General features: G+C 70.7%; 15 protein-coding genes and 3 tRNA genes. 10 read left to right on the top strand and 8 right to left on the bottom strand.

The annotated features are described in order from the left end of the window. Positions 1 to 5 precede the first annotated feature (5 nt). Positions 6 to 1,448, bottom strand: coding sequence for an alpha,alpha-trehalose-phosphate synthase (UDP-forming) (locus QRY02_RS34090; protein WP_285986904.1), 1,443 nt, complete (start codon positions 1,446 to 1,448; stop codon positions 6 to 8). 81 nt (positions 1,449 to 1,529) lie between these two features. Further along, positions 1,530 to 3,035: a threonine/serine exporter family protein gene (locus QRY02_RS34085; RefSeq protein WP_285986903.1), complete on the bottom strand. Its 1,506-nt coding sequence runs from the start codon at positions 3,033 to 3,035 to the stop codon at positions 1,530 to 1,532. Positions 3,036 to 3,216: 181 nt separating this feature from the next. On the opposite strand from QRY02_RS34085, the gene QRY02_RS34080 reads away from it, so the two are divergent. Beyond that, positions 3,217 to 3,289 (top strand) — tRNA-Thr (locus QRY02_RS34080). Positions 3,290 to 3,396: 107 nt separating this feature from the next. Here QRY02_RS34080 and QRY02_RS34075 read toward each other — a convergent pair. Continuing rightward, on the bottom strand, positions 3,397 to 4,404 hold the full coding sequence (locus QRY02_RS34075; RefSeq protein WP_285986902.1) for a hypothetical protein: 1,008 nt from the start codon (positions 4,402 to 4,404) through the stop codon (positions 3,397 to 3,399). Positions 4,405 to 4,825: 421 nt separating this feature from the next. Here QRY02_RS34075 and QRY02_RS34070 point away from each other — a divergent pair. The 5 genes from QRY02_RS34070 (at position 4,826) to QRY02_RS34050 (ending at position 8,339) form a co-directional block, all read left to right on the top strand. Next, a tRNA-Trp gene (locus QRY02_RS34070) sits at positions 4,826 to 4,894 on the top strand. A 50-nt stretch (positions 4,895 to 4,944) separates the two neighbouring features. After that, positions 4,945 to 5,017: transfer RNA gene (locus QRY02_RS34065), tRNA-Arg, on the top strand. A 310-nt stretch (positions 5,018 to 5,327) separates the two neighbouring features. Continuing rightward, positions 5,328 to 6,194, top strand: a complete 867-nt coding sequence (locus QRY02_RS34060) for an alpha/beta fold hydrolase (RefSeq protein ID WP_285986901.1) — start codon at positions 5,328 to 5,330, stop codon at positions 6,192 to 6,194. Positions 6,195 to 6,303: 109 nt separating this feature from the next. Continuing rightward, entirely contained in the window at positions 6,304 to 7,701 is a 1,398-nt protein-coding gene (locus QRY02_RS34055) for an MFS transporter (protein ID WP_285986900.1), read from the top strand. 14 nt (positions 7,702 to 7,715) lie between these two features. Then, positions 7,716 to 8,339, top strand: coding sequence for a TetR/AcrR family transcriptional regulator (locus QRY02_RS34050; RefSeq protein WP_285986899.1), 624 nt, complete (start codon positions 7,716 to 7,718; stop codon positions 8,337 to 8,339). A 6-nt stretch (positions 8,340 to 8,345) separates the two neighbouring features. On the opposite strand, the gene QRY02_RS34045 is transcribed toward QRY02_RS34050, so the two are convergent. Continuing rightward, positions 8,346 to 8,504, bottom strand: coding sequence for a hypothetical protein (locus tag QRY02_RS34045; RefSeq protein ID WP_285986898.1), 159 nt, complete (start codon positions 8,502 to 8,504; stop codon positions 8,346 to 8,348). A gap of 349 nt (positions 8,505 to 8,853) precedes the next feature. Next, positions 8,854 to 11,052, bottom strand: a complete 2,199-nt coding sequence (locus QRY02_RS34040; RefSeq protein WP_285986897.1) for a helix-turn-helix domain-containing protein — start codon at positions 11,050 to 11,052, stop codon at positions 8,854 to 8,856. A 377-nt stretch (positions 11,053 to 11,429) separates the two neighbouring features. Here QRY02_RS34040 and QRY02_RS34035 point away from each other — a divergent pair, with 377 nt between their 5' ends. Next, on the top strand, positions 11,430 to 12,413 hold the full coding sequence (locus QRY02_RS34035) for a hypothetical protein (RefSeq protein WP_285986896.1): 984 nt from the start codon (positions 11,430 to 11,432) through the stop codon (positions 12,411 to 12,413). 202 nt (positions 12,414 to 12,615) lie between these two features. Next, positions 12,616 to 13,470: an ion transporter gene (locus QRY02_RS34030; RefSeq protein WP_285986895.1), complete on the top strand. Its 855-nt coding sequence runs from the start codon at positions 12,616 to 12,618 to the stop codon at positions 13,468 to 13,470. Here the strand turns inward: QRY02_RS34030 and QRY02_RS34025 are convergent. Next, positions 13,459 to 14,148: a TioE family transcriptional regulator gene (locus tag QRY02_RS34025; protein WP_285986894.1), complete on the bottom strand. Its 690-nt coding sequence runs from the start codon at positions 14,146 to 14,148 to the stop codon at positions 13,459 to 13,461. The two genes, QRY02_RS34030 and QRY02_RS34025, sit on opposite strands and share 12 nt — an antisense overlap. A gap of 29 nt (positions 14,149 to 14,177) precedes the next feature. Between QRY02_RS34025 and QRY02_RS34020 the strand changes: the two genes are divergently transcribed. After that, positions 14,178 to 15,155, top strand: a complete 978-nt coding sequence (locus QRY02_RS34020) for an erythromycin esterase family protein (RefSeq protein WP_285986893.1) — start codon at positions 14,178 to 14,180, stop codon at positions 15,153 to 15,155. Between the two features lie 56 nt (positions 15,156 to 15,211). On the opposite strand, the gene QRY02_RS34015 is transcribed toward QRY02_RS34020, so the two are convergent. Beyond that, positions 15,212 to 17,539: a chitobiase/beta-hexosaminidase C-terminal domain-containing protein gene (locus QRY02_RS34015; RefSeq protein ID WP_285986892.1), complete on the bottom strand. Its 2,328-nt coding sequence runs from the start codon at positions 17,537 to 17,539 to the stop codon at positions 15,212 to 15,214. Positions 17,540 to 17,805: 266 nt separating this feature from the next. On the opposite strand from QRY02_RS34015, the gene QRY02_RS34010 reads away from it, so the two are divergent. Next, on the top strand, positions 17,806 to 19,038 hold the full coding sequence (locus QRY02_RS34010) for a S53 family peptidase (RefSeq protein WP_285986891.1): 1,233 nt from the start codon (positions 17,806 to 17,808) through the stop codon (positions 19,036 to 19,038). Here QRY02_RS34010 and QRY02_RS34005 read toward each other — a convergent pair. Further along, positions 19,027 to 20,178 (bottom strand): DUF2716 domain-containing protein, encoded by a 1,152-nt coding sequence (locus tag QRY02_RS34005; protein ID WP_285986890.1) that lies wholly within the window; start codon positions 20,176 to 20,178, stop codon positions 19,027 to 19,029. The genes QRY02_RS34010 and QRY02_RS34005 overlap by 12 nt on opposite strands. Between the last annotated feature and the right edge of the window lie 38 nt (positions 20,179 to 20,216).

Genomic DNA, 20,216 nt, shown 5'->3' with positions numbered 1-20,216 from the left:
CTATGTCAGTCGACCGCCTCCGTACCCAAGGCCTGGAGGAACGAGCGCGCCCATCGGTCAACGTCATGAGTGAGGACCTGGCGACGCATGGCGCGCATCCGGCGACGGCCCTCTGCCGGGTCGAGCGTAATGGCAGCCACTAGTGCGTCCTTCACCCCGTCCAGGTCGTGGGGGTTCACGAGGAATGCGCTAGAGAGCTCCGCGGCCGCACCCGCGAACTCGGAAAGCACCAGCGCACCGCCCAGATCGTGCCGTGCGGCGACGTACTCCTTGCACACCAGGTTCATGCCGTCGCGCAGCGGTGTCACCACCATGACATCCGCAGCGGAGAAGAAACCGGCCAGCTCGGTGCGGTCCACGGACTGGTGCAAATAGTGCACGACCGGGTGGCCGACGCGGGAGAACTCGCCGTTGATCCGGCCCACCATCTGCTCGATCTCGCCGCGCATCCGCTGGTAGTGCTCGACGCGCTCGCGGCTCGGGGTGGCGAGCTGGACGAACGTGACGTCGTCCGGCTGCAGCCTGCCCTCGTGCAGCAGCTCGTGCAGCGCCTGCAGCCGCAGGTCGATGCCCTTGGTGTAGTCGAGGCGGTCGACGCCCAGCAGGACCGTCTTGGGGTTGCCGAGGTCGCGCCGCAGCTGGGCGGCCCGCTCCTGGACGCCCTTGGTGCGCGCGAGGCTGTCGAGGCCGGCGGCGTCGATGGAGATCGGGAAGGCGCCGACCCGCACGGTCCGGTCGCCGACCTGCATGGTGCCCGGCCGCGACCGGACGCCGACCGCGCCGCGCGTCGACTCGAGGCCGATCAGCTGGCGGCACAGCCAGAGGAAGTTCTGCGCCCCGCCGGGGCGGTGGAAGCCGACCAGGTCGGCGCCGGTGAGGCCGCGGATGATCGCGGCGCGCCACGGCATCTGCATGAACAGCTCGACCGGCGGGAACGGGATGTGCAGGAAGAAGCCGATGCGCAGGTCGGGTCTGAGCTCACGCAGCATCGCCGGCACCAGCTGCAGCTGGTAGTCCTGGATCCAGACGGTCGCGCCCTGGGCGGCGACCTCGGCGCTGGCCTTCGCGAACCGCTGGTTCACCTTGACGTAGCTGTTCCACCACGCGCGGTCGAACACCGGGCGCTCGACGACGTCGTGGTAGAGCGGCCAGAGCGTCGCGTTGGAGAAACCTTCGTAGTAGTCGCGGACTTCGTCGGCGCTCAACGAAACCGGGTGCAGCACCAGGCCGTCGTCGTCGAATTCCTCGACGTCGACGTCGGGTATGCCCGGCCAGCCCACCCAGGCGCCCTTCCTCGACCGGAGGAACGGCTCCAGCGCCGACACCAGCCCGCCCGGGCTGGCCGTCCACCGGCGCTCGCCCTCGGAGGTGCGTTCCAGGTCCACCGGTAGCCGGTTCGCCACCACGACGAAATCGGCCTGGTTCGAGTTCTCCTTCTGGTCACTCACGTCGCCTGCTCCTCGCGTCTGGGTCGCGGCCCCAGAGTGAAACCCTATCGCGTGAGCGATGAACATTCGGTGACCGCGGTATTACTCCAAGCTCCGTTCGGTCGGTTCGAGCGGACCAGCCATGCGTGGTCCGGCGAACCGCCGCTGAAGCCGGCCCAGTCCGGTGCGCACCGGCTGGGCCAGCCATTCCCCGAGTACCACGCCCGCAGCCAGCGCAAGCCCGATTGCGACGGCCGTCATGAGCGTCGAGATGTTGCCGCTCGGCTCGACCCCGATCTGGTACAGACCACGGTAGGTCGACAGGCCCGGAAGCAGCGGAGTGATCCCGGACACGGCTACGACCAGTGGCGTAACGCCGAGTCGCCGCGCGAGCACGCCACCGCAGAACCCGACCAGCGTCGCGGCCACCGCGGACGAGCTGACGCCGTCCAGCTCGGCCAGCATGAGCGCGCCGTAGACGGCGGCGCCGATGCCGCCCGCGGCCGCCGCGACCAGCATGGCGCGCACCTTGGCGTAGCTCGCGAGCGCGAAGCACGCGGCGGCGCCGGCCCCGCCGAGCACGACCAGCGGCAGCTGCTGCGGCGTCGACCCGGTCACCTCGGGCAGCGGGGTGCGCGGCAGGCCGAGCATGACGGCGATCCGCAGGGCGAGCACGACCCCGGCGATCAGGCCCGCCGACATCAGCGCGGTCTCCATGGTGCGGCCGGCGGCGGTGACGTTGTAGCCGGTGATGGCGTCCTGCACGGCCGAGACGGTGGACAGCCCGGACAGCAGCACGGTGACCGCCGCCGCGACGACCAGCGTCGGCTTGTCGGTGGTCAGGACGTTGCTGCTGACGATGACCATGGCCGACAGCGTCGCGACCAGGCCGCCGACCACCTGCTGGAAGAAGAACGGCAGCCCGTAGCGGTTCACCACCCGGCCGACCCGGTCGATCACGCCGCTGATGACGAAGGCGACGAGCGCGATGTCGAAGCCCCCGCCGAGCAGGATGGTGACGAACGCGGCGACGCCGCCCCAGGACAGCGTCGCGACCCAGCGCGGGTACGGGTGCGGGGCGGAGGTGATCCGCTCCAGCTCGGTCTGCGCCTGCTCGGCACCCATGTGCCCGCGGACGATCTTGCGGACGAGCTTCTCGGTTTCGGTCAGCCGGGTGTAGTCGAGGCTCCGGCTCCGCACGACGCGCAGCGCGGTGATGGGCGTCAGGTCGGTGCCGCGGTGGCAGGTGACGGTGATCGACGTGAAGATGACGTCGACCTCGCAGTGCGGCAGCCCGAGCGCCCCGGCGATGGCGATGATCGTCGCGGTGACGTCCGACGCGCCCGCGCCGCTGGCCATCTGGACCTCGCCGATGCGCAGGCTCAGGTCGAGGACGAAGTTGACGGTGGCTTCGTCGGGCAGCTGCGGCCCCATGGCCTCGTCGGCGTCGACGGCGGGCAGCTCACCGGTCGGCGCTTCGAGGACGTGCCACGGACGGCGCTTGAGGAGGTTGGGCCGGTGCGCGCGGGGCCGCTGGGTCTGCTCGGGGGGTTCGAGGAGCGGCCATCTGGTCGCCCGGCCCCCGTTGGTGCGCTCGCTGATCTTCATGATCCATCCACCTCCTCGCTCTACTCCTCCCGGACCATCGACGGCTGCGCTCCGACCGTTGCACGGATCATGGAGTGGCGTCCACCACGTCGCCCCATGGTGGCCTGGACCTGCGGATCCCGCCTCCCGAACGGATCATGGGAGGCGGCTCGGTACACTGTGTCCGGCGCCTCGGTGCCAGGCCGCTATAGCTCAGCTGGTAGAGCATCTGTCTTGTAAACAGAAGGTCAGGGGTTCGAGCCCCCTTGGCGGCTCCGCAAGGCACGCCCCTGGTCCGGGACCCGTGTCTTTCGACGGTGACGTGCCGGTCGCTTGCCGGGGGCGGGTGTCCGCCGGTCCGCCACCTCTCGGCCGGACTTCGTCAGGTTTTCTTCTTAGGGTTTTTGCCCTTTTTCTTCGCCGGTTCCGGTGTGGTCGGTGAGGTCTCTGCGGGCTCCTTGCGGCCCCATGCCGTCCACAGGCGCCGGAATTCGGATCCGAGCTGACCGCCCCACTTGACGAGGGACAGCACCGTGGCACCGATCGCCGCGATCGCGGCCGAGAAGACTGCCCAGTGGTCCGAGAACGTTTCCAGAAAACCGCGTTCCGGTTGAGGTGGTTCGCTGACCACGACGCGGGTCACGTAAGTCAACGTCTGGAGCTGCGCCCCGCCCAGGATGACGGTCGGGTTCGCGCCGCCGGTGGCCACCGCCGGCTGGAGCTGGAGCTGGAGCCCGCGGCTCCCCGCCGCGCGGGCGGTCACCTGCCAGGACCAGTTCAGCACGCCGGCGGGGTTGAAGGCCCGTGGTGCCCATTCAGGCGGGTTCACGGTCATCGACTCGTCGCCGACGATCCGGGCGCTGATGACGCATTGCACGCCGATCGGTGCCGTTCGCGGCTCGGTTCCGGAAATGACCTTGTCGGGTGGAAGAGGAACGTCGTTCACGTCGACTGCGGCGACGTAGACGCCAGGTACGTCCTTGACGAGGTCGAGGGTTCCGGGGTAGTCGACCTGGGCGGCTTTCCAGTTGTTCACGCCCTCTTCGCACGCGGCTGCGAAATCGCTGAGGGCCGCCCAGTTGTTCGGCGTCGGCGTCGGGGGTGCGAGTTCCGAAGGCGTCGCACCGGTGGGCTCGCCGACGGCGCTCGTTTGCGGATGTGGCCGGGCGGCGGTCGTCCTGGAGGAGGACGGGGGTACTGACATCGGCCGTCCGGATCGACCTTGGGCGACGATGACGACGACGGTGGCCGCGAGCACGGCGATCGCGGCGATCAGTACCGGAGCCTTGCGGGTGAGTGGTCCGGGAGTCTTCTCTCCCGGTCGCACGGTGGCGCCATCATGCGGATGTTGCTGAGCCGGATCCCGGCCGTTCTCGTCGGTCTCGTTCATACGGTGTGCTCCGCTGTTCGCCTACCCATCGATTCGCGGCACCGATGACGGCCGTTACTGCCGTTGGGACATTTCCACCGAATGATGTCTCCGTCGTCCGGGACGGGGAGCCGGTGCCGTCCGGGCCCTCGCGCCGCAGAGGCTCGTGTGGGACGTTTCGGTAAATGCGTTGACGCTCGTGGCCGGGTGCCCGATCATGGTTTCACCGGAACGAACCAGGAGTGATCATGACGCACAGGTGGACGCGAGAGACGTGGCGCACCGCGGCGGACGCCGCCATGCGTGCGTCGATGGCCGTCCTTGTCCGGCGGCATGGTCTTCCAGGCTCCCTGACCTGACGTAGTACTCGTCGCGTCACGGGAGCCGCCCTTCGGGAAACCGATTCGGGCGGCTTTCTCTTTTCGTGCGATCGCAATTCTCTATCGGCGTGCTTCGGAAGCGGCGCGGTCTCCAAAACCGTGACCCGGGGGTTCGACTCCTTCCGCCGGTGCCTTTTTTCCGCGCTCGTCTCGGCCGCAACAGTGCGGGCGATGCGGGTGCGCCCCCGTGGCTCAGTGGAAAGAGCGGCGGCTTCCGAAGCCGCAGGTCGCAGGTTCGATTCCTGCCGGGGGCTCGCTCGGCGCGTCCCGGACGCGCCGCCCGGGAGACGCGCCGGAGCGCGGGTGATCCTTGCACGATCGCCTCGGTGGGTTCGACACCCACGTCTTCCACCGTGGCCGATGCCGAAGGAGACGAGGCCCCGGGCTGTGGCCCCGGGCGAAGCCGGTGCGAGTCCGGTCGGCCACTCACGCGCGCGGTTCGGCAACCAGCGGGGCCTCATAAGCCCCGCCGACGTGGATCGACACCACGGCGCGCGACTCGCTCCGGCAAAACTGTCGGTGCCCCGGTCTAACGTCTCGAGGAGACCTGAACGGGGAGGAACCATGGCCACCACGCACACACTGGAAACGTCCGAAGCCGACATCGTCTACGACGTCCACGGCCCGGCGCCCGCCGAGAGCCCGAGGCCACCGCTGCTCATGATCGAGCAGCCGATGACCGCCGAAGGGTTCAGCTCCTTGGCGTCGCACTTCGCCGACCGCACCGTGGTCACCTACGACCCGCGCGGGCTCGGGCGCAGCGTCCGCAAGGACGGGCGGGAAGACCACGTGCCCGCTGTCCAAGCCGAAGACGTCCACGCCGTCATCCAGGCGCTGGGGGCCGGCGCCGTCGAGGTGTTCGGCAGCAGTGGCGGCGCGGTCACCGCGCTCGCGCTCGTCACCGCCCACTCCGGTGACGTCCGCACGCTGGTCGCCCACGAGCCGCCGCTCATCGGGTCGCTGCCGGACGCCGCCGCGGCCGAGCGCGCCGGCCAGGCGATCCGGGACGCCTACCAGGCCAAGGGGTTCGGCGCCGGAATGGCGGCGTTCTTCGCGATGACCTCGTGGCAGGGCGAGTTCACCGACGCCTACTTCGCGCTGCCACCGGCGGACCCGGTGCAGTTCGGGCTGCCGGCCGAGGACGACGGCCGCCGCGACGACCCGCTGCTGACCGACCGTTCCCTCGCGGTGACCACCTACCGGCTCGACGTCGAGGCGCTGGCCGCGGCGCCGACGCGCATCGTCGTCGCCGTCGGCGAGGAGTCCCGGGAAGTCTTCACCGGGCGGGCCGCGGTCGGGACGGCCGAGCTGCTCGGGCAGGAGGCGACCGTCTTCCCGAGTCACCACGGCGGTTTCCTGGGCGGCGAGTTCGGTTACGCGGGCCAGCCCGAGGCCTTCGCCAAGAAGCTGCGGGAGGTGCTCGAAGGCTGATCACGCTCTCTCCGGCGCCTGGCGGACACAATCAAACATTTGGTTGACAGAGTTGCCTCTCTGGTTGACGATGGCTGCGTCACGGTCGTCGTGGGGAGAGAGGCACATCGTGGAGAAGCACGCGCTCAGGTGGTGGGCACTGGCGGTCGCGGTGCTCGCGGTGCTGGTGGACATGATCGACAACCAGATCGTCGCGGTGGCGCTGCCGACCATCCGGCGGGAGCTCGGCACCGGCGAGTCCGCGCTGCAATGGATCTCGGCCGGGTACGCGCTGGGGTTCGCGCTCACGCTGATCACCGGTGGACGGCTGGGCGACCGCCACGGGCCGAAGAAGCTGTTCGTGGCGGGCATGCTCGTGTTCACCGCCGCCTCGCTGGCCGCCGGTCTTGCCGGGCACGTCGGCGTGCTGATCGCCGCACGCGTGGTGCAGGGCGTCGGGTCCGGGCTGATGGTGCCGCAGGTCCTGTCGTTCGTCCACGCGGAGTTCGACGAGCGGGAGCGGCCGAAGGCGATGACCTGGTACGCGGCCGCGTTCCCGGTCGGCGGGCTCGCCGGGCCGCTGCTGGGCGGCGCGCTGACCGAGGCCGATCTGTTCGGCACCGGCTGGCGGGCGATCTTCCTGGTGAACCTGCCCATCGGCGTGCTCGCGCTGGCCGGTGCCCTGCTCACCATGCCGGGCCGGCCGGGGTTTCTCCGGCACCGCATGGACCCCGTCGGGCTGGCGCTGCTGACCGCCGGGCTGTTCGCGGTGTTCTACCCGCTGGTGCAGGGACGCGAACTGGGCTGGCCGGTGTGGTCGATCGCGCTGCTGGCGGCCGCCGTTCCGCTGTTCGGCGTGTTCGCGTGGCAGCAGCGGCTTCAGTTCCGCCGGGGTGGGGAACCGCTGCTCCCGCCGGACCTGCTGCGGCACGTCGCCGGCAGCCAGGCCGTCCTGCTCTGCGTCAACACCGGGGTCGGCGTCTTCTTCGTCCTGACGTTGCACCTGCAGCTCGGGCTCGGGTTCTCGCCGTGGGAGGCGGCGTTGACGTTCGCGCCGTCGACGCTCGGCATCGTCGCGGGCAACGTCCTGGCGATGCGCCTGGCCCCGAAGTTCGGCCGGGCGTTCACCGCCGGCGGTGTCGCGGTGCTGCTGGCCGGGCTGGTGCTGCTCGCGGTCCTGGTGGCGCACGAGGACTCGGCGCTGAGCGGATGGGCGCTGCTGGTGCCCGTGATCGCCGTCGGGTTCGGGATGGGGGCGGTGCTGAACTCGTTGTTCGCCGCCTCGATGGCCGGGGTCCGGCCCGAGCGGGCCGGTGCGGCGTCCGGTGTCGTGAACACCACCGTCCAGCTGGGTACGGCCATCGGGATCGCCTTGTTCGGCACGGTCTTCTTCGCCCGGCTGGACAGCGGATCCGCCTCCGCGACGGCGGCCGCGCTCGCGGTCAGCGCCGGGGTGCTCGTGCTCGCCCTCGTCCTGACGGCCGCGCTGCCTCAACCTTCTGTTCCACAGAGTCAACCGGTTGGTTGACGTATAGTCACGGCGTGACCGCGTCGAAGCCCCGCCGTTCGCCGAAGCCCCAGGAACGCCAACGGGATCCGGAGCGCACCCGCCGGCTGATCCTGGAGGCGGCGGGCGCGGAGTTCGCGGCCAAGGGCTACGCCGGAGCGCGGATCGCGGCGATCGCGGCGCGGGCCGGGGTGAACCAGCAGCTGATCTCGTACTACTTCGACGGCAAAGAAGGCCTGTACCGCGCGATGTCGGAGGCGTGGGGGGAGCGGCAGAGCGAGCTGATGGCCCCGGACCTGCCGCTGTCCGAACAGGTGCGCCGGATGGCGCTGGAGGCACTGGCGAGCCGCGACGGCGCCCGGCTGCTGGCGTGGTCGGGCCTGGAGTACGAGGGCCCGGACGCCGACCCGGACCACGCGCCGCGCACGCGGCGCCTGGCGGGGACGGTGACGCAGATCGAGGCGCTGAAGGCCGAGGGCCGCCTGCCGGAGTGGGTCGACCCGGCGTGCCTGACGGTGCTGCTGATGGCGGCGGCGATGGCCCCGGTGACGCTGCCGCACGTGGTCGACGGGCTGACCGGCACCGAGGGGGACTCGCCCGAGTTCATCCGGTATTACGCCGACCAGCTGGCCAAGCTGGTGGAGCACCTGGGGCCCTGACGGTCTTCAGTGCGTGACGGGTTCCGCGGTGGTGGCGGGGGACCCGGCCGGCCCGGAACCGGGCGTGCTCGACGGCGCGGCGAGCGCCAGCCCGGCCACCAGCGCGAGCATGACGACGAACAGGGTCGTACGGACGAGAGCGGAAACGGAACAGACGACCACCATGGCAGGCTCCTCGGAATTCCCCGTCGAACGGGATGCGATTGATTTCGCGGTATCCGCGAAATCCGGTCTGCATTGATGGTGCGCCCCGGAACCGGTGGGCGACAAGCCGTTTCCCGTTGCCTGGCAAGGCTTTCCCGGGAAACCCGGTCGGTGGCGCGGGCCATCGGCCGGGCGCTGCGGCTGCCCCGGTCTGCGGAACTCAATGCGTAGTCATGATGACCTCACCACGGTTTCGGCTTCCCGGCGTTGATCGCCGCGCGGGGTGCCTTCGCTACCGTGATGAGTGCCGTGGCCGGTAAGTGTCCTGCTTTTGACCCGTTTCCGGCGGCCCGGGTGGGCCCCCCGCCATTCATTCCGCGAACGCCGGCCGGTTCCGGTATTCGGCCTCGCCGAGCACGGCCGGGTCGAGCTTCACCCGGTACGCGGCCGCCTCCGCCCACCAACGCCGTGCCTCCGGCCGGTCTCCGCGGGCGGCCGCCGTGTTGCCCCGGCCCGTCAACGCGCGAGCCCGTTCGTACTCGCTTCCCGCGTCGTCGGCCACTTCGGCCGCTCGCCGGTAACTGCGCGCGGCTTCGTCCCAGTGGCCGGCGCGGAAGTGGACCCAGGCCTCGCAGTTGACCGACATCGCCAGGTCTACCGGCAGCTGGGCGAGCCTGGTCGCCTCCTGCGCGGCGGCCAGGGCCTCGGGGAACCGGTCCAATGCCGCGGACGCCAGGGCGAGACCCCGGAGCGCGATCACCACGTTCCGGGTGCGGCCGGTCCGGCGGTAGCCGGCCAGCACCGTCGTCAAGTCGGCCACCGCCGGCTCGGCTTCGCCGCGGTACAGGCGCGCCCACGCCAGGCTGGACAGCGCGTCGATCGCGCCTCGGTCGTCGCGGGCCAGCGCGAACTGCTCCTGGGCCTGCTGGTGGAAGCGGACCGCGTCGCCGGGGCGGCCCGACTCGACGTGTGCCATGCCCAGGTTGTTGAGGATCATGCCCGTCGCGCCCGGGTCGCCGGCCGCTCGCGCGGCTTCGAGCGCGCGCTCGTGCGTGCGGATCCAGGGTTCGAGCAGCCGCTCGCGGAAGAAGAACGCGCGGAGCACGAACGCCAGCTGCCAGCAGCGGTCGTACAGCCGGTGCCGGGCCGCGGAATCGACGATGTCCGCGAGCGCCGGCCACTGCGCGCCCAGCCAGGCGAGTGCGCCGTCGGCGTCCGAGAAGGGCACGCCCGCCGGCGCCGGCAGGCCGGTGGCCGGGCGGAACCGGTGGGGTTCGGCGAGCTCGTCGGCCGCCACCGCCAGCGCGACGAGGTGCTCGACCAGCCGGCGCACGGCGGCTTCGCGGTCGTCCGGCGGCACCTGGGGCAGCGCGTGCTTCGCCGCGAAGGTGCGCATCAGGTCGTGGAGCTCGACGTACCCCCGTTCGTCGCGGACGACGAGGTGCGCGTCGTGCAGCCGGTCGACCAAGCGGTCCGTTTCGCCCGCGCCGAGACCGGCGAGCGCTTCGACGGCGCCGGTTTCCGCGGCGGCCGCGGGGTGGAGGGAGAGCAACCCCAGCAACCGCTGCTGGTCGCCGGGCAGCGCTTCGTACGAGACGGCGAACGCGGTCGCGACGCTCCGCTCGCCGTCCTCCAGCGCGCCGAGCCGGGTGGTCTCGTCGGCCAAGCGGTCTCGCAGCTGCGCCGCCGTCCAGCCGCCGGCGACGAACCGGGCGGCCACGATCCGCACCGCGAGCGGTAACTGCCCGCAGTGCCGGACGATCCCGGTCGCCACCGTGTCGTCGTCCGGTGCGTGGTCGCCGGCGACGGACCGCAGCAGCCGGACGGCGTCGCCGAGCGGCAGCACCCCGACGGGGAAGTGCCAGGCGTCGTCGAGCGCGGGCAGCCGTCCCCGGCTGGTCACCAGAATCCGCGACGACGTCTCGCCGTCGGCGATGGCCCGGATCTGTTCGGCGGACCGGACGTTGTCGAGCACGAGGATCATCCGGCGCCCGCGCAGCTGGTCGCGGACCAGGTTGGCCAGGCCGTCTTCGTCGGCGGGGAGCTGTTCGGCCGAGACGTCCAGCAGCCGCAGCAGCCGGTGCAGGGCCTCGCCGGGCGAAAGCTCGACGGCGCCGGGGGTGTGGCCCCGGAGGTCGAAGAAGAGACAGCCGTCCGGGAAGGCGCCGGCGACCTGCCGGGCGGCGGCGACGGCCAGTGCCGTCTTGCCGGCTCCGGCCATCCCGTGCACCACGCCGACCCGGGCCTCGTCCGGCCCGAGGAGCAGTGCGGACAGCGCTTCGAGTTCGGTTTCGCGGCCGACGAAGTACCGGCCGTTGTCGGGCAGCCCGACGATGCCGCCGGCGCTGCGGCGCGCGGGAAATGCCGATTCCGCGACCAGGGCGAGCAGTTCTCCGCCGGCACCCAGTGCCAGGTCGCAGGCCTTGGCGAGGTCCCGGTTCACGCGGACCTTGCCGTTCTCCACCTTGCTGAGGTAACCCTTGGTGAAATGGACGGAGGCAGCGAGTCCGGTCAGTGACATGCCGACCGACATCCGTCGACGTTTCAATTCCGCTCCAAAGTCCGGCATGGCTCGATCATCCTGTAATCGGCGAACGGGGGGAAGGTCCGCCGGCGGCCCGGGCCCGCCGGCAGTACTGGTCAGCCCAGCAGGGAGACCAGCTGGCCGAGCACGATGACGAGGTGCGTGTGCATCGCGTTCCCCTTTCCGGATCGCCGTCACCGCGGTTTCGCCGCGGTGACTTCCTTGGTCGCCGAAGGATTTCGGCGAACCAAGCTTGACCCGGTGAATTGGCCCGCGACAGACGTTTCCCGTTGCCACTCGCGAGAAATCGCCGACCTGCGCTGTTTCCCGGATCCGGAAACGGCCGGAAACGGATGACGGCGTCGTGCGGCGCGGCGAAGGTGGGTAGACTTCCACGAAACGAGCAAGACGGAGGTGACGGCTTGGCTCAGGAGGCGGCCGAAGCGAAGATCAACGCTCTCTCAGCGGAGCTGAAACTGCTCCGCAAGGGGCTGGGCATCCAAGCGAAGACGCTGCCGGGGCTCGTCGGCGAACAGTTGCGCGAAGTGTGCGGTGTCCACGAAGACGACAGCCCGGGAACGGTGCGCGGCAAGGTCGTCGAAACCCTTCGCCGCTTGATCGAAAAGCTGCCCGAATCGCACCGGCGGACGGCGCGGATCGTCCTGGGTTTCGGCACCGGCGCGAACGAGCGCTACACCCAGCGCCTCGAACTGCTGGGCACGGGAGCCGACCGGAACGTGCGGACGATGCAGCGCCGCGCCGACGACGTCATCTACCTGATCGCCGAGGCCGCGTACGGGGCGCCGTCGCCGTACGGGGGCGCGGCCACCAGCGACGACGGCCCCTGGCACACGTCGGCACTGGCGGTCCGGCTGACCTTGACGGGAGTGGCCGCCGCCGAGGTCTTCGAGACCCGCCGGGTGGTCAGCCACGTCGCCGGGCTCGCCGACGTCGAGCACGCGATCTCCCTCGCCCGCCCCGCCAGCACCAGCGGCCAGCCGGACCTCTCGGGTCTCGGCATCGACGTCGTCGCCGGCGGCGAGGTGCATTCCGTGCGGATGGTGAGCTCGTCCCGGGTCGCCTTCAGCCTGCGGCCGCCGCAGCCGCTGGACGCCGGCGACGAGCACGAGTTCTTCTTCCGCATCCGGGTGGACGAGCTGCCTTCGCCCTTCTACTGCTGCACGCCGGAATTCCCGTGCGAGCGCTTCGACGTCAACGTCCGGTTCGACCGGCGGCAGCCACCACAGCGCGTCTGGCGCATCGACGGCGAATTCTCCAAGGACGCCCAGGACCCGCTGACCGCGCGCAAGCCGCTTTTCCTCGACAACGCGGGCGAGGTGCACACCGGCTTCCGCGACCTGCGGCCCGCGCGGTCCTACGGCGTGGGCTGGCAGCCCGCTTCTTGAGCCACCAGCCGCCGCGTCCCCGGGAGCCGGAGCGCACAGCCGGCTGTGCGGTGTCCGCTCCATGCTCCTCCTCGCCGTGACCGCCACCGTCCACGATGCCCTATCGGGCGGTGGCCGAACGCGACGAATCGTGGACAAAAACCTGCCACTTCCCCGCCCGTGCCGGACCGGCTGATCAGCGGCGTCCGTGCCATCATCGGGCATGGTCACCCTTCGCGACGCCCGTGAACCCGAGCTCAACAGCGGGGTGCTGCCCGGGAACGTGCGCGCCGACGACTGGCTCATGCTCGTGCTCGCCGCCGGTTCGGTCGGGTTGCTGGGGTTCATGGTGCTCAGCCCGCCCGCGCGCGACGCCGGGCTCGTCATCTTTTACATCGACTGCGGGATCTGCGGGATCTTCCTGCTCGAGTTCCTGTGGCGGTGGCGGAAGCGGCGGTGGGCCAGGAAGTTCCTCGTGCGCAACTGGTACGAGCTGTTCGCCATGATCCCGGTCGCCCACCCCGCGATGGCCGCGCACAAGTTCGTCAGCGTCGTACTGCTGCTCGTGCGGATCGGGCGGGCCGCGGACCGGGCCGTCGGCGAGCAGTTCACCTACCGGCTCGTGGACAAGCTCTCCGAGCCGATCGTGAAGGCGATCAAGAAGCCGGTGACGATCGCGGTGCTCGACGAGGTCGTCAAGGTGCTGGAGACCGGCAACTACCCGGAGAACCTGGCCAAGTCGCTCGGGGCGCACAAGGACGAGCTGCGCTCGATCATCGCCGAGAAGATCGCCGCGGACCCGCAGCTCGGGAAGCTCAAGCGGCTGCCGTTCCACGACGAGATCGTGCGCGCCTGCGTCGACACGTCGTTCCGGGTGCTGCTCGAAGTCCTCCTCGACCCGCGGATCGACGACTTCTTCTCCGCCGTGGTCCGGGAAAACCGCGAGCAGATCCGGCTGGCCGTGCAGCTGGGGCTCAACGAGGTCGACGACGAAGCCGGGGAAACGGCGCTGCCGGTGCGGACCCAGCGCGCGGCCGCGCACGAATACGACCGGCTGCACCCGGGCTCACGGCCGTGACGCCAGGTACGCGCTGAGCCGGCCGGCCGCGTCGAGCATCGCCAGGCCGCGCGCGGTCAGCCTCTCCTGCCAGGTTTCGAGCGCCTCGGCCAGCGACTCGGTGCCGCCCGCGGTGCGAACCTGCTCGACCACCGTCGCGATGCGTGCCAGGGGGTAGCCGCCGCGGCGGAGCAGGTGGGTCAGTTCCGCGTCCCGGATGTCGGCCGCCTGGTAGACCCGGTAGCCGGTCGCCCGGTTCCGCGAAGGCTCCAGGATGCCGGCGCGTTCCCACGCCCGCACGGTCGCCGCGGTGACGCCGAGGCGGTGCGCGAGTTCGCCGATCGACCAGCCGGCCGTGGCCGGTTCGGGTGCCGGGCCGGTCGTCAGGTGCCTGATCGCCGTCCGGACCGTGTTGAGGGTTTCGCGGTCCCGGAGCAGCTGCTCGTGGCCGCGGTCGACGAGCGTGAGCGCGCGGCCGAGGTCGTCTTCGTTGACGGCGTGCATGATCCCACCCGCCGTCGCGTGTCCGTAGGCCGGGACCAGGGCGAGGAACGAACGCAGGGCCGCGGCGTGCGTCTCGGTGTAGACCCGGTAGCCGCTCGCGGTGCGCGCGGCCGGCGGGAGGAAGCCGTCGCGCTCGTAGTTGCGGACCGCCTGCGTGGAAATGCCGTGCTCGCGGGCGAGGTCAGCAGGTCTCAACCGGGTCTTCAAGGATACGATTCAACCACATGGACATCACGGACTTCACCGCCGAACTGCTCGCGTTCGGGGAGCCGACGCACTTCGAACCGGCCTTCGCGCGGATCCGCAACGAGCTGTTCGCCCGGCTCGCCGAGCACGGCTTCCGGTCGATCGCGCTGGAGACCGACCGCGTCGCCGCGCTCGACGGCGGGTTCTCGCACGGCTTCGGCGAAGTGGCCGCCAACCGGCAGCTGCTCGACTGGCTGCGCGAGTACAACGAGACCGCCGGCGAACCGCTGACCTTCCACGGCTTCGACGCCCCGACGGAGATGTTCAGCGCGCCCAGCCCGCGTCGCTACCTCGAACACGCCCGCGACCACCTGGGCCTCGACGTCGACATCGCGACTCTGACCGGCGACGACGAACGGTGGAGCCGGTCCGAAGCGATCCTCGACCCGGCCGCGTCGCCCGGTGCGTCACCCGAGGCCCGCGAGCTGCGGGTCATCGCGGACGACCTGCTCATGGCCCTCGACGCTCGCGCCGAGACGACCTCGGACGCCGAATGGAACCGTGCGCGGATCCACGCGATCGCCGGGCTCGATCTGCTGCGCTACCACGCGGCGTCGGCGCTGCCCGGGGACCGGGACACGAGGATCGCCCGCCTCGCGCGCGCCCGGGCAGTCATCATGGCCCGGAACCTCCTGGACATCCACGGTTCGCAGCCCGGCCGGACCCTGGTGTTCGCGCACAACGCCCACCTGGGCTCCGGCGCGGGGGCGATCGTCGCGGCGCGGCTCGGCGACCGGTACGCCTTCGTCGCCGGCAGCCTCGGCCACAGCGAAGCCCTCGGCCTCGGCGAGCCGGCCGCGGACACCTACGAGGGCTCGCTGCAACGCGAAACGAAGACCTGGCGCCTGACCACGGAAATCCCGGCCGGTCGCACCCGGGAGGACACCGACCACCGGTACGCACCGCTCACCCGGGAGCTGCTCGAGAACGCCGATGCGGTCCTGCACGTCGCTTGAAAAAAGGCGGCCCCGCACCGGGTCGGGTCCGGTGCGGGGCTCGCTGTTCACCCGCGTTACGGGTAGCTGACCACGTTGACCGGCACCGTGCCCGAAGGCGTGACGCCGCCGGTGTCGTTGATGACGTGCGTGATCGTGCCGCGGTAGTTGAGCGACACCGTCAGCAGGCTGTGGAACCGGACGCCGCTGTTGTTCGGCACCTCGAACGCGTGGTAGCTGGACACCGCCGGGTTCGTGTCGAAGAAGCAGTAGCTCCCGAGTCCCCAGGCCTCGTGGGACGTCACGTTCGCCCCGACCTTGTAGGCCGCGTACCCGGCGACGCCCGATGGCGCGTTCCACGACGCCTGGTCCGGCACGTCGTAGGGCATCTCGTTCTGGAAGAAGATCGTCCGGCCGCCCTGGCCGTTCCAGATCACCTGGTACTTCTGGTAGTGCTCGACGAACAGGCCGGTGGCCAGCACGTTCGCCCCGTTCACGACCAGCCCGGTGTCGGCGGTGTTCGTGTTCCAGCCGACCGTGCCCGCGTTGCCGTGGTCGGCCCGCCACGCCCAGATGTGGTCGATGATCGTGTTGGCGCTGTTGACGACCAGGCTGTTCGTCGCCTTGCCGGCGATCGCGCCGCCGATCCGGAAGAACACGTCCTGGACCGTTGTCGGGTTCGACGCGTGCGACGCCGACGACCCGGACTGGCCGACCGTGAGCAACGCCTGCGAGTTCGTCGTGCCCGCGTCGAACAGCAGGCCCTTGAGCCGCACGCCGTCCACATCGGACACCTGCATGGCGTTGACGCCGTTGTCGGGCACCAGCGTCGGGTAGCCGATGCCGAGGATCGTCGTGTTCGCCTTGGTCACGTTGAGCGTCTGGTTGAGGTGGTAGACGCCCGGCGTGAAGAACAGGTTGCAGCCCGCCGCGAGCGCGTTGTTGATCGACGCGGCCGTGTCACCGGACTTGACGACGTAGAACTGGCTCATCGGCGCCGACGTGCCCGGGGTGCTGCCGTTCGCCCAGCTCGGGCCGGACGCGTTCGTGCGCAGGGAAGGCAGGAACACGCGGTACTTGCCGGTGCCGTCGACGTAGAGGTAGGGGACGTCACGGGAGACCGGCGTCGTGGCCAGTGTGGTCTCCGGCGGGTTCGGGAACGTGGTCGCCGGCGCGCCGCTGGTGCCGGAGAAGACCATGTTCCACACGCCGCCGTTCCAGCTGCCCAGCGCGGAGTCGCGGGTGTACCACTGCTGCTGCGACACCGACGCGGCCTGGCCTGCCACCTTGGTGTCAGCGATGTAGCCGCCGCTGGCGAAGCCGTAGCTCGCCGGGTACAGCTGCAGTCCGCCGCGGACGTCCATCCGGCGGAACGGCGCGGCCTGCGCGACCGCCCACCGCTCGTTGCCGCCCGAGGGGTTGACCGCCAGGTTCTCCGCCGAGCGCCAGAAGTTCTGCAGTGCGACGCCGTTGTCCGAAGCGTTGAAGGCGTCGACGGTGACGTCACCGTTGATCAGGACGTCACCGGGGTTCTGGCCGAGGCCGGCCACCGAGGTGTAGAAGCCGACGTTGTCGTGCACGCCGTTGTAGGTGCCCGGCTTGAAGAGGTGGGCGACGCGGCGATCGGCGAACTGCGCGGTGAGCGTGTCCTTCTGGTTGTTGAAGTCGGTGTCCAGCTGGGCCTGGATCGTCGCCGCGGACATGCCCGGGTCGAAGATCCGCACGTTCGGCCCGAAGTTCGGGGTGTCGGACTGCGTCGGGCAGCCCGCCTGGGTGCCGATCGTGTAGCTCGCGCTCGACACCGGCGAGGTCGTCGACCCGGACTTGAGTGCGATCGCGTTGACCGTGCGGGAGTTCGGGACGCTGATCGGTGCGCTGTAGAGCGCCGAGGACGCCGTCGGCGTCGAGCCGTCCACGGTGTACCGGATGGTGGCCCCCGCGGTGGCGCTGCTGATCGTCACCGTCTGGGCGGACGAGTACGTGCCGCCGGGCGGGCTGAACGTCGGAGCCGCGACTGTCGTCGTGCCGCCGCCGCCGACGGTGTAGCTGAAGTGCGGGGTGTCGTACTGCGGGCCGTTCTTCTCGTAGGTGAACCAGTAGTCGAGAACGTTTCCGCTGCTCAGGCCGTTGACGGTCGTGCGCCAGGTGCCGGAGCCGTTGGTCATCCGGACGTTCTGCTGGCCGACGCCGGGCACGCCGGTGTAGTGGACGTCCACGTACAGCGCCGGGGTCGTCGGGGTGAAGTTGATCTGCGCCTGCGTCGAACTCGGTTGCGTGACGCTCTGCGTGTAGTCGTCCGCGGCGAGTGCGGCGGGGGCGGTGAGCCCGGCCGCCACCAGCAGTGCCGAGGCGACGAGCGCGAGCACCGGGCCGCGTCGTCGTAGCTTGTCCAAGGTCCGGTTCACGCCGTGACACCTCCGCCGTTGGGGATCCACGAGGTATTTGTTGCCAGTCGCAACAAAGTAGCTCCCAGTCAGCGGTGCTTCGGTCACGGTTGGATAACACTTGTCTGGACCAATGCGCAAATGAGTGAAGCGGTTCGTCACTCTTCGTCGGGTTGCCGCCACGGTGGGCGATTGACTGAACCGAGAAACCTTCTTCCGACGGGTGAACTCGATCCAGTGACATGCGACGATCCGCTGCCACCTCGTCCCCTACCGAGGAGTAGGCCATGGTGCCTCCGCGGTTGTTCCGGTCCCTCGTCGTCCTCTCCCTGATCGCGGCCCCGCTGACGGTGGCCACGACCTCGACCGCCGAAGCCGCGCCGCTGCGGAGCGGCGGCGTCGTGAACTTCGGCTGCGCCAATTCCGGCAAGCTGCACTGCCTCGGCAAGGCGATCCGGTCGCCGAACGGCACCGGCCCGCTGGTCGTCTCGACCCCGGTCGGCTACGGGCCGGCCGAGATCCAGGCCGCGTACCACCTCGGCGGGCTGCAGGCGAACGGCCGGACGGTGGCCATTGTGGACGCTCAGGACGCGCCGACCGCGGAAGCCGACCTGGCCAAGTTCCGGTCCGCGCGCGGGCTTTCCCCGTGCACGACGGCCAACGGCTGCTTCAAGAAGGTCAACCAGAACGGCGCGGCGAGCCCGCTCCCGGCGCCCGACTACGGCTGGGCCGAGGAGATCAGCCTCGACCTCGACGCGGTGTCGGCGACCTGCCCGGACTGCCACATCCTGCTGGTGGAAGCCGACTCCCCGGACACCGACCCGCTGATGACGGCGGTCGACACGGCCGCGGCGACGCCGGGCGTGGTGGCGATCTCCAACAGCTACGGCGGTGCCGAGGACTCGACGATCCTCGCCGCGGACGCCCACCTGAACCACCCGGGCATCGCGGTCACGGCGTCCTCGGGCGACTCCGGTTACGGCGTCAGCTGGCCGGCGTCGTCGCCGTACGTCACGGCGGTCGGCGGCACCACGCTGAAGAAGGCGGCGACCACCACGCGCGGCTGGACCGAAACGGCGTGGAACGGCAGCGGCAGCGGGTGTTCGGCCCTGGAGGCAAAACCGTCCTGGCAGCACGACACCGGGTGTGCGAAGAGGACGGTCGCGGACGTCTCGGCGGTCGCCGACCCGGCCACCGGGCTCGGTGTCTACGACACCTACAACAGCTGCGGCAGCTCGTCGTGGTGCGACTTCCTGCTGTCGCTGGGCTTGGCCCAGGGCGCGGACGGCTGGGTGCAGGTCGGCGGGACGAGCCTGTCGTCACCGGTGATCGCGAGCGTGTACGCCCTGGCGGGCAACTCGGTGACGTCGGGGTCGTACCCGTACGCGCACACCAGCGGGCTCTACGACGTCACGTCGGGCTCGAACGGCAGCTGCGGCGGGAGCTACCTCTGCACGGCCGGTGCCGGGTACGACGGGCCGACCGGGCTGGGCACGCCGAACGGCACCTCAGGGTTCTGAGCGCCGGATCGGCTCGCCGAGCGCCGCGCTCAGCTCGGCGTCGATCCGCGTGAGCAGGTCGCCGAAGACGCAGATCGTCGCCTCCCACGGGTGCCCGAAGGTGCCCAGGCGGAGGTCGCCGGTCAGGTAGATGTGGTAGTCCCCGTCCGGGAAGACGCCGCCGGGCCAGCGCGGTCCGGCGCCGTCGACCCGGGCGGGGTCGAAGCGGTAGCCGACGTGCTGCCAGTCGAGCCAGTACAGCTCCTCGCCCGGCTCGACTGACTCGCGAAGTCCCTTGTGGACGATGTCGTACAGAGCGTCCAGCTGCGGGTCGTCGAGGTCGCCGACGTGCCAGGTCGCCGAGTGCGCGGGTTCGGTGATGCCGGGGAACTCCCGCGTGTCCGGCCGGAAGACGAACCTCTCGCGGAAACGCGCCCAGATGTCGTCGTACTCCGGCTCGGAGAACAGCCGCCGGACCGGCCGGGTCCGCGCCGGTTCGCCGGGCGAGGTCAGGTGGTAGCGGGTGACCGTGGTGACCTCGCGCATCCCGGCGGCTTCGAACGCGTCCCGCAGGTCGCCGGTGGCCTCGACGAGCAAGAACCGCACCTCCGGGTGGCGCCAGTCGTGGGCGGCGAGCGTGGCGGCGAGGCGCGGGTCGGTGACCCCGCCCACCACCATGAGCTCCCCGGATCGTTCCAGCCAGGCGGCGCGATCGCCGTCGAGGACGACCGCGGCCGACTGGTTCAAGTAGGCCGAGTCGGCCAGGAACTCCGAGAACGGGCGGCGGTGCGGGCCGGTCTTCGCGGCCAGCTCCGCGACCCGCTGGTGCCCGGTCCAGTCGTGGCCGACCAGGGGGAGCGTCGTGGTGTCCGTCCCGATCGGACCGCGGAGTACCGCACGGTCCGGCTCCGCGGTGAAGCCGGCGGCGCGCAGGGCCCCGGCGAGCCGGGCGTCGCCGTAGACCGGCCAGACCACCGGCTCGTTGCGTTGCGCGAAGGCATCGACCTGCCGGGACACCAGCGCTGCGAGGTCGCACTCGGGCAGCGGCCCGTGACTCACCTCGCCGTGCGTGCCGTAGTGAGTTCGCACGACCGGGCCGTCGCGGTCGACCACCGCGCCCACCGGTGGGAGCGGGGGCCGGCGGTTCAGTGCCTCTTCCATGCCGCCGATCTTCCCCGGTCGGGTGACGTTCGCCCAGC

Origin of the sequence: Amycolatopsis sp. DG1A-15b, assembly GCF_030285645.1 — a bacterium.
Lineage (GTDB): Bacteria > Actinomycetota > Actinomycetes > Mycobacteriales > Pseudonocardiaceae > Amycolatopsis.
This window is presented reverse-complemented; position numbering and strand designations above follow the sequence as displayed.